Origin of the sequence: Pseudomonas sp. PvP009 (assembly GCF_017832995.1) — a bacterium.
In the GTDB taxonomy this organism is placed as follows: Bacteria; Pseudomonadota; Gammaproteobacteria; order Pseudomonadales; family Pseudomonadaceae; genus Aquipseudomonas; species Aquipseudomonas syringae.
The window spans coordinates 1,597,925-1,611,824 of the sequence record NZ_JAFIBG010000001.1; the positions used below are offsets into that span (position 1 = coordinate 1,597,925).

General features: G+C 58.9%; 15 protein-coding genes. 9 read left to right on the plus strand and 6 right to left on the minus strand.

Features of this window, described 5'->3' with window-relative positions:
- Nucleotides 1–138: 138 nt before the first annotated feature.
- The 3 genes from JOE29_RS07065 to JOE29_RS07075 form a co-directional block, all read right to left on the minus strand.
- Nucleotides 139–816, minus strand: coding sequence for a response regulator transcription factor (locus JOE29_RS07065; RefSeq protein ID WP_003424789.1), 678 nt, complete (start codon nt 814–816; stop codon nt 139–141).
- A gap of 86 nt (nt 817–902) precedes the next feature.
- Nucleotides 903–1,202: a YciI family protein gene (locus JOE29_RS07070; RefSeq protein WP_003393869.1), complete on the minus strand. Its 300-nt coding sequence runs from the start codon at nt 1,200–1,202 to the stop codon at nt 903–905.
- 1 nt (nt 1,203) lies between these two features.
- Nucleotides 1,204–1,800 carry a septation protein A gene (locus JOE29_RS07075; RefSeq protein WP_003314713.1) on the minus strand — a complete coding sequence of 199 codons (597 nt, stop codon included), beginning with the start codon at nt 1,798–1,800 and terminating at the stop codon, nt 1,204–1,206.
- A 65-nt stretch (nt 1,801–1,865) separates the two neighbouring features.
- Between JOE29_RS07075 and JOE29_RS07080 the strand changes: the two genes are divergently transcribed.
- From JOE29_RS07080 to arfB, 8 genes are all read left to right on the plus strand, one after another.
- Nucleotides 1,866–2,729 carry a PHP domain-containing protein gene (locus tag JOE29_RS07080; protein ID WP_122572194.1) on the plus strand — a complete coding sequence of 288 codons (864 nt, stop codon included), beginning with the start codon at nt 1,866–1,868 and terminating at the stop codon, nt 2,727–2,729.
- Nucleotides 2,730–2,742: 13 nt separating this feature from the next.
- Nucleotides 2,743–3,372, plus strand: coding sequence for an L-threonylcarbamoyladenylate synthase (locus JOE29_RS07085; RefSeq protein WP_003424791.1), 630 nt, complete (start codon nt 2,743–2,745; stop codon nt 3,370–3,372).
- Nucleotides 3,373–3,491: 119 nt separating this feature from the next.
- Nucleotides 3,492–4,190 carry a ScpA family protein gene (locus JOE29_RS07090; protein WP_170855934.1) on the plus strand — a complete coding sequence of 233 codons (699 nt, stop codon included), beginning with the start codon at nt 3,492–3,494 and terminating at the stop codon, nt 4,188–4,190.
- Between the two features lie 15 nt (nt 4,191–4,205).
- Entirely contained in the window at nt 4,206–4,973 is a 768-nt protein-coding gene (gene scpB, locus JOE29_RS07095; protein WP_004411101.1) for an SMC-Scp complex subunit ScpB, read from the plus strand.
- A 304-nt stretch (nt 4,974–5,277) separates the two neighbouring features.
- Nucleotides 5,278–5,469 carry a DUF1289 domain-containing protein gene (locus JOE29_RS07100; RefSeq protein ID WP_003314720.1) on the plus strand — a complete coding sequence of 64 codons (192 nt, stop codon included), beginning with the start codon at nt 5,278–5,280 and terminating at the stop codon, nt 5,467–5,469.
- Between the two features lie 184 nt (nt 5,470–5,653).
- Nucleotides 5,654–6,883: a 23S rRNA pseudouridine(2605) synthase RluB gene (rluB, locus tag JOE29_RS07105; RefSeq protein ID WP_210079220.1), complete on the plus strand. Its 1,230-nt coding sequence runs from the start codon at nt 5,654–5,656 to the stop codon at nt 6,881–6,883.
- Nucleotides 6,884–7,154: 271 nt separating this feature from the next.
- Entirely contained in the window at nt 7,155–8,564 is a 1,410-nt protein-coding gene (locus JOE29_RS07110) for an amino acid permease (protein ID WP_004416880.1), read from the plus strand.
- A gap of 31 nt (nt 8,565–8,595) precedes the next feature.
- On the plus strand, nt 8,596–9,009 hold the full coding sequence (arfB, locus tag JOE29_RS07115) for an alternative ribosome rescue aminoacyl-tRNA hydrolase ArfB (protein WP_003314723.1): 414 nt from the start codon (nt 8,596–8,598) through the stop codon (nt 9,007–9,009).
- Nucleotides 9,010–9,222: 213 nt separating this feature from the next.
- Here the strand turns inward: arfB and JOE29_RS07120 are convergent, their stop codons facing one another.
- Nucleotides 9,223–10,170, minus strand: a complete 948-nt coding sequence (locus tag JOE29_RS07120; RefSeq protein WP_024648092.1) for an IS110 family transposase — start codon at nt 10,168–10,170, stop codon at nt 9,223–9,225.
- 720 nt (nt 10,171–10,890) lie between these two features.
- Between JOE29_RS07120 and JOE29_RS07125 the strand changes: the two genes are divergently transcribed.
- Entirely contained in the window at nt 10,891–11,838 is a 948-nt protein-coding gene (locus JOE29_RS07125) for a transposase (RefSeq protein ID WP_210078781.1), read from the plus strand.
- A 93-nt stretch (nt 11,839–11,931) separates the two neighbouring features.
- On the opposite strand, the gene JOE29_RS07130 is transcribed toward JOE29_RS07125, so the two are convergent.
- Nucleotides 11,932–13,131: an MFS transporter gene (locus JOE29_RS07130; protein ID WP_137983803.1), complete on the minus strand. Its 1,200-nt coding sequence runs from the start codon at nt 13,129–13,131 to the stop codon at nt 11,932–11,934.
- Nucleotides 13,132–13,270: 139 nt separating this feature from the next.
- Entirely contained in the window at nt 13,271–13,450 is a 180-nt protein-coding gene (locus JOE29_RS07135; protein WP_054994329.1) for a hypothetical protein, read from the minus strand.
- Between the last annotated feature and the right edge of the window lie 450 nt (nt 13,451–13,900).

Below are 13,900 nucleotides of genomic sequence, written 5' to 3' on the forward strand. Positions count from 1 at the left end.
GCCCAGTTTAGGGAGATCAAGGTCAAGCGCAGTCAGCGCTTGGTAAAGCTTGTGTAAGGGGCAGCTGCAAGTTGTCAGCTTCAAGCTTCAAGCCAGAAGCGCTCTGCTTGCAGCTTGTAGCTTGTGGCTTGAAGCTGCTCAAAGAGCATAATAATAGCCGCGGCTGCGCAGCGCGACGATGCGTGGGCGGCCGTCGGAGTGCGGGCCGATTTTCTTGCGCAGGTTGCTGACGTGCATATCCAGACTACGGTCGTACAGGGTCAGCTTGCGGCCCAGGGCCAGTTGCGCCAGTTCCTGCTTGTCCAGCGGTTCGCCGGGCTGGCGCATCAATGCTTCCAGCAAGCGGCTTTCGGACACCGTGAGGGTCAGTTCCTTTTCGTCGACACTGACCACGCCGCGCATCGGGCTGAAGGTCAAGTCGCCCAGTTCGAGCTGGCTTGACGACGCCACCGGATGACTGCGGCGCAGTACGGCGCGCAGGCGGGCAGTGAGTTCACGAGGGTCGCAGGGTTTTGCCAGATAATCGTCAGCGCCCAGCTCCAGACCCAGGATGCGGTCCAGCGGCTCGCCGCGTGCCGAGAGCATGACCACTGGCAGGTCGGGGTGGTCGGCACGTAATTGCTTGAGCAACTCCAGGCCGCTGCCATCGGGCAGCATCACGTCCAGCACCACGGCAGCCGGGGCGGCGTCGGCCAATGCCTGACGCGCGCTGGTCCCGTCGTGACAGGCGCGCACCTGAAAGCCTTCCTGGCTCAGCCAACTGCTCAGCAGTTCGCACAGCTCTTGATCATCATCAATTAGTAACAGCTCGCTCATGACTCACTCAATTGGCCACTACCGGGGTGCCGCGTGACTCTGCCTCGATCAGAAAGCAGAGCTGTTAAAAAGTCGGTCGGGCAGGCTCAGGGCAGGACCTGCTTGAACGGTTTGACCACGACGTTCGCGTATACACCTGCGGCCACGAACGGATCGGCTTCGGCCCAGGCCTTGGCGACGCTCTGCGATTCGAACTCGGCAACGATCAGGCTGCCGCTGAAACCGGCAGCGCCGGGGTCGTTGCTGTCGACTGCCGGGTGTGGACCTGCCAGCACCAGACGGCCTTCATCCTTGAGTGCGTTGAGGCGCTCCAGGTGTGCCGGGCGAACGCTGAGGCGTTTTTCCAGCGAGTTTTCGACGTCGGTGGCGATGATTGCGTAGAGCATGTCAGTCCTCGGATTTGGTCGTATTGGGAGCGGTGTCGTGCAGGTGGCGTGACAGGTAGATCCCCTGGCCGACCAGGAAGATCAGGGTCATGCCCAGGCTGCCGAATACTTTGAAGTCGACCCAGAATTCCTGATAAGTGAAGGCCACATACAGGTTGGCTGCGCCACAGAACAGGAAGAATATGATCCAGGCGATGTTGAGGCGGGTCCAGATCGCCGCCGGCAGGGTCAATGCATGACCCATGATGCGCTGGATAAGCGGCCGGTCGCCGATGAAATGACTGCCGGCAAAGGCGACGGCAAACAGCCAGTTGACCACCGGGGCTTTCCATTTCAGAAAAGTTTCGCTGTGGAAGGCCAGGGTCAGGCTGCCGAACACCAGGCACGCCACCAACGTGAGCCACTGGCTTTTTTCCAGCTTGCGCTGTTTGACGTAGAGAATGCCGTAGACCACCACCGAACTGATGATCAGCATCGCCGTTGCACTGAAAATGCCGCCTACCATATAGGTATTGCCGAGGATATCCACGGCACGCGGCTCGGTTTTGTAAACGATGAAGAACAGCAGCAGCGGGATGAAGTCGATGAATTGTTTCACAATGGCAGCCAGAAGCAGGATGTGGCGGCATAATAACAAACATCAATGAACACGAAAGCCTCACTATGAATGTAGACCTGCACTGTCACAGCACCGCTTCCGACGGGGCACTCTCGCCCACGGCACTGGTCACGCGTGCTCATGAAAACGGCGTGCGCGTCCTTTCGCTGACCGACCACGACACCCTTGAAGGGCTTGAAGAGGCCCGTGCGGCGGCGCATTCATTGGGTATGCAACTGATCAACGGGGTGGAGCTGTCCTGCACCTGGGGCGGCGCGACCATTCATATTCTGGGTTACGGATTCGATACCCAGGCCCCGGCGCTGACCGAGGCCATCAGCCGTTTGCATGAAGGACGCTGGCTGCGTGCGGAAGAAATCAGTCGCAAATTGGCGATCAAAGGTATGCCTGGCGCGCTGGAAGGCGCTCGCGCGATTCAGCAGGAACTGGGTGACAGCGGTAATGCGCCTGCGCGTCCGCACTTTGCCGACTTCATGGTGCGCTCGGGTTTCGTCAAGGATCGCGCCGAGGCATTTCGCAAATGGCTGGGCGCGGGCAAACTGGGCGATGTGAAGCAGCACTGGCCGACGCTGGAGGACACGGTCGCCACCTTGCGGGCGTCGGGTGCATGGGTCAGTCTCGCGCATCCTTCACATTATGACTTTACCCGCAGTAAACGGCGTAAACTGGTCGGCGATTTCGTCCAGGCCGGTGGGCACGCCATAGAAGTGGTCAATGGCATGCAGCCTGCCGATCAGGTCGGCACCCTGGCCATCCTTGCACGCGAGTTCGGTTTGCTGGTTTCTGCCGGCAGCGACTTCCACGGTCCTGGCACCTGGGGCGAGATCGGCACTTATCGTCCCGTGCCTGAAGATCTACCGCCTTTGTGGTGCAGATTCAAACATGAACAGCCTACTGCCTCCGTCTGAACAGGAAGTAATCGTGAGTCAATTTTTCCAGGTCCATCCGGAAAACCCGCAGCCGCGCCTGATCAAACAGGCCGCTGAAATCATCAAGGCCGGCGGGCTGGTGGTGTACCCGACAGATTCGTCCTATGCACTGGGTTGCCAGATCGGTGACAAGAGCGCCATCGAGCGTATCCGCCGCCTGCGCCAGCTGGACGACAAGCACAACTTCACCCTGATGTGCTGCGACCTGTCGCAACTGGGGCTGTTTGCCAAGGTCGACACCGGTGCGTTCCGTGCGCTGAAGGCGCACACGCCCGGGCCTTACACCTTCATTCTCAACGCCACCCGCGAGGTACCGCGTCTGGTGCTGCACCCCAAGCGCCGCACCATCGGCCTGCGTGTGCCAAGCCATCCCATCGCCCAGGCCCTGCTGGAGCAATTGGGCGAGCCGCTGATGAGCGTCAGCCTGATCATGCCGGGCGACAGCGTGCCGCTCAGCGATCCCTACGAGATGCGCCAGATTCTCGAGCATCAGGTCGATCTGATCATCGATGGCGGGATCGGCGGTATTTCGGCGTCCACGGTCATTAACCTGGCTGAGGGTGAACCCCAGATCGTTCGGGTCGGCTGTGGTGATCCGACGCCTTTCGGTGAACGCGCCTGATGACAGCCGTCGAGGCAGTCGACAGCCAGGCCGACGCCCAGCAAGAGCTGCCGTTCGCGCTGGTCTACGGGCGTGCTGTCACGCAGATGCCGCTGGACCTGTACATCCCGCCCGATGCGTTGGAGGTTTTTCTCGAAGCGTTCGAAGGGCCGCTCGACCTGCTGCTGTACCTGATCCGCAAACAGAACATCGACATCCTCGATATTCCCGTGGCCGAGATCACCAAGCAGTACATGGGGTACGTCGAGCTGATGAAAACCGTGCGCCTGGAGCTGGCTGCCGAGTATCTGGTCATGGCCGCCATGCTGGCCGAGATCAAGTCGCGCATGCTGTTGCCGCGTTCGGCGGAGGTCGAAGAGGAAGAGGGTGATCCGCGCGCCGAGCTGATTCGCCGCTTGCAGGAATACGAGCGCTTCAAGGCCGCCGCCGAGGGCATCGATGGCCTGAGCCGTGTAGGCCGCGATGTCATCGTGCCGAAACTGGACGCTCCCGAAGCCCGTGCACGCAAGTTGCTGCCGGATGTCAGCCTTGAAGAAGTGCTGATGTCGATGGCCGAAGTGCTGCACCGCGGCGACATGTTCGAAAGCCACCAGGTCAGCCGCGAGGCACTGTCCACCCGCGAGCGCATGAGCGACGTGCTGGAGCGTCTCAAGGGCGGCGGTTTTGTGCCGTTCGCCGAGCTGTTTACCGCCGAAGAAGGGCGTCTGGGTGTGGTCGTGACGTTTATGGCGGTGCTTGAACTGGTCAAGGAGTCACTTGTCGAGCTGGTCCAAAACGAGCCCTTTGCGGCGATCCATGTCCGGGCGCGAGCCGAGTAGAGCTAAAACACATTCATGAACCTCAACGAACCTCGCGAACTGGCCCCGCTGCTTGAAGCATTTCTGCTGGCCTCCGGAAAACCGCAGACGCTGGAGCGCCTGTATGAGCTATTCGAGGAAGGCGAGCGCCCTGAACCCCCGGTGTTCAAAAAGGCACTCGAGGTGTTGCGCAAGTCATGTGAGGGGCGCGCTTTCGAGCTCAAGGAAGTGGCGTCGGGTTATCGCCTGCAGATTCGTGACCGCTTTTCGCCGTGGGTCGGGCGGTTGTGGGAAGAACGGCCGCAGCGTTACTCCCGAGCCATGCTGGAAACCCTCGCGCTGATCGCCTACCGCCAGCCGATCACGCGGGGCGAGATCGAGGATGTGCGCGGTGTCGCGGTCAACAGCCACATCGTCAAGACCCTGCTCGAGCGCGAGTGGATTCGCGTGGTGGGCTACCGCGATGTGCCCGGCAAACCGGCGATGTTCGCGACCACCAAAGGCTTTCTCGACCACTTCAACCTGAAAAGCCTCGACGAACTGCCGCCGCTGGCCGACCTGCGCGAGATGGAAACCGAGCCGGTGCTGGATTTCGAAGAAGCGCCGGTGCCTGCGCACCTGCAAGCCCTGGCCGACGCCAGCCTCGACCCGGACGCAGAGCCCGAAGCGCCGCGTGACGAAACCAGCTTCCGCAGTCTGCTGGTGGAACTGGATTCGATGGAACAGGGCCTCAAGACCGACTTCGACGACCTGCTGCGCGCGGAGCCTGAGCCTGAAGACGGCAAAGGCGACGATGAGGTCTGATTGACTAGCGCTCCCACGCTGAAGCGTTCAGCGTGATACACAAGTCTCGTGGGAGCGAGCTTGCTCGCGAAGGCGATGGTGCAGGCTCGCTATTTTCGGATTCTGTAAGGGCCCTTTCGCGAGCAAGCTCGCTCCCACAAGACCTGTATGTAGCCATGAGCGCTCTGCGTCCTCTTGATACCTCGTCCTGGAGCGTGCGGAACGATAATCAGAATTGTCGTGCCAACGTTCCGCGCACTCCGGTCGAATTCATGCGCCAGCCCAGGGTCACATCTGATACCACTCGCCATGAGATTCGCTGCCCATGAGTTCGACCAAGAACCCCTGCATCAGCCTGTGCAAGTTCGATGATGATATTTGTCTGGGCTGCGGTCGCAGCAAGCGCGAAATCAAGTCCTGGAAGAAGCTCGACAAGGACGACAAGCGCACGGTGCTCGATGAGTCTGCCAAGCGGCTGGCGAAGCTCAAGACCGCCGGTCGTAAAAAGAAGAAGTGATTCGGGCATTTGCCGCTGACGCCGGATGCGTAAACCGGCGCAGGGGCGTATGATGGCCGACCCTCGGCGATCAAGTGTCGCCCGGGCTTTCAAGTATTTCGCCTTGCCGCTATCCACAGCGCGCCGGGCACAGGTCTTGCCGGTTCTCGGCCAGCCCTGATTCGACACACCGGGAGGTGCCCAGATGAGTGAAAAAGACAAGCAGGACAGCCAGGAAATCGGACCCGCAGGCGAAAAGCTGCAGAAGGTTCTGGCGCGCATTGGCGTGGGTTCACGCCGTGACGTGGAAGCCTGGATTACCCAGGGCCGTATCAAGGTCAACGGCAAGGACGCGACCCTCGGTCAACGCGTCGACCTGCATGACGCCATCAGTGTCGATGGTCGCGTCATCAAGCGCGAAGAAGCGGCCGAAACGGTCCGTCGCGTCATCATGTACAACAAGCCCGATGGTGAAATCTGCACCCGTGACGACCCTGAAGGCCGTCCGACCGTGTTTGATCGTCTGCCGCGCCCGAAAGAAGGCCGCTGGATCAACATTGGTCGTCTCGACATCAACACCACCGGCCTGCTGATGTTCACCACCGACGGTGAACTCGCCAACCGCCTGATGCACCCATCGTTTGAAATGGACCGTGAATACGCGGTTCGTGTGCGTGGCGAAGTCGATGACGACATGTTGCTGCGCCTCAAGAACGGTGTGATTCTCGAAGATGGTCCTGCACGCTTCACCGATATCCAGCAGGCACCGGGCGGCGAAGGCTTCAACCACTGGTATCACTGCGTGGTGATGGAAGGCCGTAACCGCGAAGTGCGTCGTCTCTGGGAATCCCAGGGGCTGGTGGTCAGCCGCCTGAAGCGCGTGCGTTACGGGCCGGTGTTCCTCAACTCCGACCTGCCGATGGGCCGCTGGCGCGAAATGAGCCAGTACGAAGTCGACATTCTGGCAGCCGAAGTCGGTCTGCAGCCTGTGGCCCAGCCGCAGATGAATGCCAAGACCAAAGACAAGATGGAGCGTCTGCAGCGTCAATCGTCGCGCCCTTTGGGCAAAGGCGAGCGCGTTCGCACCTTGCGTCCTGCAGCTGGTGCTCCGGCAGCCGGCGGCGAGCGCGCACCGCGTCAGCCGCAGATCACCGGCAGCGAGCGTGATCGTCCGCGCGGTGGCGATTCGACTCAGCGTCCTTCGTCGCGCAAGGATTCGGGCAAGCCCGGTTCACGCGCGCCGCGTCCGGCCGACAACAGCCGTGGTACGCCGGTCGCCGAGCGTCCGAGCGACATGAACAAGCGTCCGGCCAAGCCGGGCCCGAAGCGTGTCGGCATCAAGCTGGTCAACGATGATGCGCCGTCAGGCAAGCGTCGTGGCCCACCGGCAGGTTCAGGTCAGCGTCCGGGTTTCGGTCGTCGCAAGCCTGAGTGATCGCTCGTTGTGAATGAATGGCAACGCCAGTCCACAGGGCTGGCGTTGTCGTTTTCGTCGCTCTGAAAAGCGCTGTCACACTGCCGTCGCGCATCGACCTCCCTGTTTTGAACCTCAGCCGGGTTGCACGTGTACAATGCTGCGCTTTTTTCTGTGAAACAGTGCTGTTCAACGCTCCGGGCCATCCGCCTCGAACGCTGCAATTCTGTTGCGCCACGAGCGCAGCAGGTTCTATTCCGTCACAGAACAAGATCGATCAGGTGGCTATTGAATGAGTGAAACAACCTCACCCTCGGGCGAACTGAAACGTGGCCTGAAGAATCGACACATCCAGTTGATCGCCTTGGGCGGTGCCATCGGGACGGGCCTGTTTCTCGGTTCGGCGGGCGTGCTGAAATCAGCCGGGCCGTCGATGATTCTAGGTTATGCCATCTGTGGCTTCATCGCTTTCATGATCATGCGCCAGCTGGGCGAGATGATTGTCGAAGAGCCGGTCGCCGGCTCGTTCAGCCACTTCGCCCACAACTACTGGGGCGGTTTCGCCGGGTTCCTGTCGGGCTGGAATTGCTGGCTGCTGTACATCCTGGTCGGTATGTCCGAGCTGACTGCCGTCGGCAAATACATTCATTACTGGTTGCCGGACATCCCGGGCTGGGTCTCCGCGGCAGCCTTCTTCGTGCTGATCAATGCCATTAACCTGACCAACGTCAAGGTCTTCGGCGAGACCGAGTTCTGGTTCGCGATCATCAAGGTGGTGGCGATCATCGGCATGATTGCGCTGGGCAGTTACATGCTGGTCAGTGGCAGCGGCGGTCCGCAGGCCTCGGTCAGTAACCTCTGGGAGCATGGCGGATTCTTTCCCAATGGTGTCAGTGGTTTGGTGATGGCGCTGGCAATCATCATGTTCTCCTTCGGCGGCCTGGAGATGCTCGGTTTCACCGCTGCCGAAGCCGAACAGCCAAAAACCGTAATCCCCAAGGCGATCAACCAGGTCATCTACCGCATCCTGATTTTCTACATCGGCGCGCTGGTGGTGCTGTTGTCGCTGACGCCCTGGGACAGCCTGCTGGCCAGCCTCAATGCGTCTGGCGATTCCTACAGCGGCAGCCCGTTCGTGCAGGTTTTCTCGATGCTCGGTAGCGACACGGCTGCGCACATCCTCAACTTTGTGGTGCTGACGGCAGCGCTGTCGGTCTACAACAGCGGCACTTACTGCAACAGCCGCATGCTGGTGGGCATGGCCGAGCAGGGTGATGCGCCCAAGGCGCTGGCCCAGGTCGACAAACGCGGGGTGCCGGTCAAGGCGATCTTCGCCTCTGCCGCCGTGACACTGGTCGCGGTGCTGCTCAACTATTTCGTGCCGCAGCAGGCGCTGGAACTGTTGATGTCGCTGGTGGTGGCCACGCTGGTGATCAACTGGGCGATGATCAGCTACTCGCACCTGAAATTCCGCCAACACATGAACCGGACCGCCCAGGTGCCGCTGTTCAAGGCGCTGTGGTATCCCTATGGCAACTATGTGTGCCTGGCCTTTGTGGTGTTTATCCTCGGCATCATGCTGATGATCCCCGGCATCCGCATATCGGTCTATGCGATACCTGTGTGGCTGGCGGTGATGTGGGTCTGTTACCGGGCCAAAAACAGGCGTAGCGTTGTCCTATCTGCACAGTCTGGCAAATAGCCTTGCCCGTTTCCGAGAAGAAGAGACCCCGATGCTGGTGATTTCCAACAACGTTCATCTGCCGGATGCAGAGATCGAACTGACCGCTATCCGTGCTCAGGGCGCGGGCGGGCAGAACGTCAACAAGGTCTCCAGCGCGGTGCATTTGCGTTTCGACATCAACGCCTCATCGCTGCCGCCGTTTTACAAGGAACGGCTGCTGGCGTTGAGTGACAGCCGGATTACCAGCGACGGCGTGATCGTGCTCAAGGCTCAGCAGTATCGGACCCAGGAGCAGAACCGTGCCGATGCCTTGCTGCGTTTGAGTGAGCTGATCGTCAACGCGGCCAAGGTCGAAAAGAAACGCCGCCCGACCCGTCCGACGCTCGGCTCCAAGACCCGGCGCCTGGAGTCCAAGAGCAAACGCGGCTCGATCAAGGCCGGACGCGGGAAAGTGGATTTTTGAGGTGTTTTTCAGTCTCGTGCCACGCAGTGCTCAGCGCTATACAAAAGTCTACGCTTGATTCTGGCCGCAGGCCGTAGGAGCGAACTTGTTCGCGAAAGGGCCCGTACCGTCGCAGAAGATTTAGCGTTCAAAACAATGCCTTCGCGAACAAGTTCGCTCCTACAAAAGCCCTCACGCTCGAACGTAGGAGATTCTATGGTTTTGGGAAAGCCCTCAAGCCACTTTTGTTTGATATTCGCTCTGGTTCTTTAACAGAGCGAAGACTACTCGAGCCAACTTTCGGGAGAGCATGACCAGCGCTTGAGTTGTACTAAAGCCACGCTTTCTCTGCTCTTCATAAAAAGGCTTCCAGGCCGGCGTACGGCTCCCGGACATAGCCGCGTTGTGCAGCAACCGTCGGGCTTCTGGATCGCCGCGTTTGGTCAATCGACGAGGTCCATCACTTTGCCCTGATTTGGATACTCTCAGGTCCAGCCCAAGAAACGCGATAAAGGCGTTCGCTGCGCTGAACTCGCCTCGCTGAAAAGAAGTGACCAAACGAGCTGCAGTCAGAAAGCCGATCCCTTCTACTTTCATACAGCGGTTGACCTGCCTCATCAGCCCGGCTTCCTGCAGTACATCGCGAATCTTCTTTTCAACGAGCGCCTCAAATCGTTTCATCGAGTTGACCTGATTGGCGAACGCTGTTCTCAGAAAAGGCTCGTTGGTCCAGCTTTGTACCAGGCCAGTACGAGCCTGAACCAAGGCTGCACGACGTCGGAACAGGCTCAGAAGCTGCCGATAAAGCGGGCTCGCAGGTATCCAGGGCCGCAACTCATCAAGCTCGTTTTTCAGGTATCGGGCCAACAAACGAGCATCTTGGGCATCGGTTTTGGCGCGTATGTTGACGCCTTTACGGTAATGACTGAGCTGATAGCCATCCACCATATAAACGTCACAGCCTGCTTCGTGGGCCGCATCCGCGAACAGGACGTGATAGACGTTAGTGGCTTCGATGGCGATGGCGCAGCTGCTCGCCAAGGCCTTCAGCCATTGGGTGATGGCGACTTTGGTATTGGGGATTGCCTCAAGTCGATCATATTGATCGTGGTAGATCACCAGCTCATTCTTGGCGACATCTACACCGATGATCGGTTTTTCCAGAGTAACCCGCATTGCCATAACGCCTCCTCGGGGATAAGGTTTACAGACTTGAAGGGGCCACCCAGAGGCGCAGGCTTGTTTCTATCGTAGGTTGTGAGCCTTAAGCATTCTTTATCGGCGCTTGGGTGAAAGGAGGAGGGGTGAAATCTCCTACGGGTCTGTACTGCGCGAACAGTCAGAAGCGAACTAAGTCCCTCCTCCTCCCTTCAAGTCTTACCATACAAGCGAACTTGTTCGCGAAAGGGCCGGTACAGTCGCAGAAGATTTAGCGTTCAAAACAATGCCTTCGCGAACAAGTTCGCTCCTACAAAAGCCCCGTTCCCACGCTCGAACGTAGGAGCGAACTTGTTCGCGAAAGGGCCCGTACAGTCGCGGAAGATCTGGCGTTCAAAACAATGCCTTCGCGAACAAGTTCGCTCCTACAAAAGCCCCGTTCCCACGCTCGAACGTAGGAGCGAACTTGTTCGCGAAAGGGCCCGTACCGTCTCGGAAGATCTGGCGTTCAAAACAATGTCTTCGCGAACAAGTTCGCTTGTATGGTAAGACTTGAAGGGAGGAGGAGGGACTTAGTTCGCTTCTGACTGTTCGCGCAGTACAGACCCGTAGGAGATTTCACCCCTCCTCCTTTCACCCAAGCGCCGATAAAGAATGCTTAAGGCTCACAACCTACGATAGAAACAAGCCTGCGCCTCTGGGTGGCCCCTTCAAGTCTGTAAACCTTATCCCCGAGGAGGCGTTATGGCAATGCGGGTTACTCTGGAAAAACCGATCATCGGTGTAGATGTCGCCAAGAATGAGCTGGTGATCTACCACGATCAATATGATCGACTTGAGGCAATCCCCAATACCAAAGTCGCCATCACCCAATGGCTGAAGGCCTTGGCGAGCAGCCGCGCCATCGCCATCGAAGCCACTAACGTCTATCACGTCCTGTTCGCGGATGCGGCCCACGAAGCAGGCTGTGACGTTTATATGGTGGATGGCTATCAGCTCAGTCATTACCGTAAAGGCGTCAACATACGCGCCAAAACCGATGCCCAAGATGCTCGTTTGTTGGCCCGATACCTGAAAAACGAGCTTGATGAGTTGCGGCCCTGGATACCTGCGAGCCCGCTTTATCGGCAGCTTCTGAGCCTGTTCCGACGTCGTGCAGCCTTGGTTCAGGCTCGTACTGGCCTGGTACAAAGCTGGACCAACGAGCCTTTTCTGAGAACAGCGTTCACCAATCAGGTCAACTCGATGAAACGATTTGAGGCGCTCGTTGAAAAGAAGATTCGCGATGTACTGCAGGAAGCCGGGCTGATGAGGCAGGTCAACCGCTGTATGAAAGTAGAAGGGATCGGCTTTCTGACTGCAGCTCGTTTGGTCACTTCTTTTCAGCGAGGCGAGTTCAGCGGAGCGAACGCCTTTATCGCGTTTCTTGGGCTGGACCTGAGAGTATCCAAATCAGGGCAAAGTGATGGACCTCGTCGATTGACCAAACGCGGCGATCCAGAAGCCCGACGGTTGCTGCACAACGCGGCTATGTCCGGGAGCCGTACGCCGGCCTGGAAGCCTTTTTATGAAGAGCAGAGAAAGCGTGGCTTTAGTACAACTCAAGCGCTGGTCATGCTCTCCCGAAAGTTGGCTCGAGTAGTCTTCGCTCTGTTAAAGAACCAGAGCGAATATCAAACAAAAGTGGCTTGAGGGCTTTCCCAAAACCATAGAATCTCCTACGAGCAGCCTGAAAACTCTGCTTTCCGGGCTCTTCAGGACCTGTATGACTATGAGCACCGATCATTACTGGCGTAGTACCTGCGCCTGCTTGTACAGATAAACGCTCAACGCCAACCCGGTGAGTGACGCCAGTGCCGCGAACAGGAAGATCGAGACGAAGCCGAAGCCGGCGGCAATGGCGCCTGCCAGTGGGCCGGTGATGCCCAGTGACAGGTCGATGAACAGCGAGTAGGCGCCCACTGCCGCGCCTCGGCTTGACGCCGGGACCAGATTGACCGCTTCCACGCCCAGCGCCGGGAACACCAGCGAGAATCCGAAACCGGTCAGCGCCGCGCCAGCCAGTGCCAGGTCCGGAGTGGGCGCAAGCCACAGCAGCAAGAGCCCCAGGCTTTCCACGGACATACAGACAATCGCCACTCGAAAGCCGCCCAGGCGATTGATCAGGCTGCCGAACAGCAGGCGCGCGGCGATGAAGCTGCCACCAAACAGCGTCAGGCACAGCGCGGCGTTCGGCCAGTGGTTGCTCGCGTAATACAGGGTGATGAACGTCGCGATAGTGCCGAAACCGATACCGCCCAACGCCAGGCCCATGCCATGCGGAAACACTCGTCCGAGTACATGCATGAATGGCAGTCGCTCGCCCTGCACGATCGGCGCGGGCTCTTTATACCACGTCAGGTAGAGCCCCAGCGCGCACAGCAGCATGATGCTCACACCCACTGTCCACAGGCCGAGTTCGTCGACCATCCACACACCCAGTGGCGCACCGATGGCCAGCGCGCCGTAGCTGGCGATGCCATTCCAGGAAATGACCTTGGCGGTGTTCTGCGCGCCGACCCGGCCGATGCCCCAGCCAATCGAGCCAGAACCGACGAGGCTTTCCGCGGCACCGAGGATCACCCGGCCAATCAGCAGAATCACCAGGCTCGCCATCGGCCAACTGTCCAGCCAGACCGGCACCAGCATGAACACACCGCTCAGCCCGCAACCGGTCAGCCCGATCTGCACAGCTTTTTTGCTGCCCAGATTGTCGATGATGCGACTCGACCAGGGGCGACTGATCAGCGTGGCCAGGTACTGCACGCTGATGACCAGCCCGGCGATGACTGCACCGAAGCCCAGATCACTGTGGACGTAGCCGGGCAGAACGGCGAGGGGGATGCCGATGTTCAGGTAGCCGATAAAGGTGAACATCACGATGGACACGACGGTCAGGGTAACGGCCATCGGGGTTTGTGGTGTGTTTTGCTGTGTCTCGGACATGGGGCGGGCTTTCATTCTTTTGCGGGCATGGCGTTCGAGCGGGCAGGGAAAACCCTTAGCAAGCTCTCGAAGTGCTTATCATACCGATGCATCGGGCGATGCAGGTGCAACAGATTGAAATAAACCTGAATGGAGGGGGCTATTCGTCTCTGGGTGCCACAAGGTGTGTGGTCACAAGTGCGGCCAAGGCGTTTTCCTGAGTACCGAAACGGGCGAGCAGGGCGCTCTGTTTTTCCGGGCTGAGGCGTGACCAGATCTCGATCATTTTCTCGGCGGTGCCAATCAGGGCGCTGGCTTGGGTTTCAGTGAAGTCGCTCATAAAAATCTGCTGTTTGCCTGTTGCTGGTTTTCCAGGCGTATTGAAAACCGGCAAAACCGTTTTTCGATACGCCTGAAAACAATCGCCTTCAGTCTTTGCGTCCGGCTTTCTGGCTGTCTTGAGCCGAGGGTGCTGCTTTCATTGCTACAGGTTGACCAAGCTCTTGCTGAGCCAGAGTCGACTGTTGTGGTTCCTGTTGGCCTGGTGGGAAGTTAGGGATTTCATGCATCGTCGTCGCTCCTCGCAAGGGGTTGCAGATAGAACCGTGCTTTAAAAAAGCATGCGCAGGATAACCCACTGAAAATGACAATCAGGATATTTTTTTACCCCGATTGCCCTGATCGTGAAACAAAATGGCTTTTTCACTGTCCGACTTTTCGCCTCGCGAGGCGCTGAGCAGCTTGATTTCATTGGGCCGGACCGCGTGAGCAGGGTCCGCGGCCCGTTGAT

Excerpts from the sequence above, each read along its gene's own strand:
- JOE29_RS07065 (WP_003424789.1), bottom strand. The coding sequence starts at position 816 with ATGAGCGAGCTGTTACTAATTGATGATGATCAAGAGCTGTGCGAACTG.
- arfB (WP_003314723.1), top strand. The coding sequence starts at position 8,596 with ATGCTGGTGATTTCCAACAACGTTCATCTGCCGGATGCAGAGATCGAA.
- JOE29_RS07110 (WP_004416880.1), top strand. The coding sequence starts at position 7,155 with ATGAGTGAAACAACCTCACCCTCGGGCGAACTGAAACGTGGCCTGAAG.
- JOE29_RS07125 (WP_210078781.1), top strand. The coding sequence starts at position 10,891 with ATGGCAATGCGGGTTACTCTGGAAAAACCGATCATCGGTGTAGATGTC.
- scpB (WP_004411101.1), top strand. The coding sequence starts at position 4,206 with ATGAACCTCAACGAACCTCGCGAACTGGCCCCGCTGCTTGAAGCATTT.
- JOE29_RS07100 (WP_003314720.1), top strand. The coding sequence starts at position 5,278 with ATGAGTTCGACCAAGAACCCCTGCATCAGCCTGTGCAAGTTCGATGAT.
- JOE29_RS07135 (WP_054994329.1), bottom strand. The coding sequence starts at position 13,450 with ATGAGCGACTTCACTGAAACCCAAGCCAGCGCCCTGATTGGCACCGCC.
- JOE29_RS07130 (WP_137983803.1), bottom strand. The coding sequence starts at position 13,131 with ATGTCCGAGACACAGCAAAACACACCACAAACCCCGATGGCCGTTACC.
- JOE29_RS07080 (WP_122572194.1), top strand. The coding sequence starts at position 1,866 with ATGAATGTAGACCTGCACTGTCACAGCACCGCTTCCGACGGGGCACTC.
- JOE29_RS07070 (WP_003393869.1), bottom strand. The coding sequence starts at position 1,202 with ATGCTCTACGCAATCATCGCCACCGACGTCGAAAACTCGCTGGAAAAA.
- JOE29_RS07120 (WP_024648092.1), bottom strand. The coding sequence starts at position 10,170 with ATGGCAATGCGGGTTACTCTGGAAAAACCGATCATCGGTGTAGATGTC.
- rluB (WP_210079220.1), top strand. The coding sequence starts at position 5,654 with ATGAGTGAAAAAGACAAGCAGGACAGCCAGGAAATCGGACCCGCAGGC.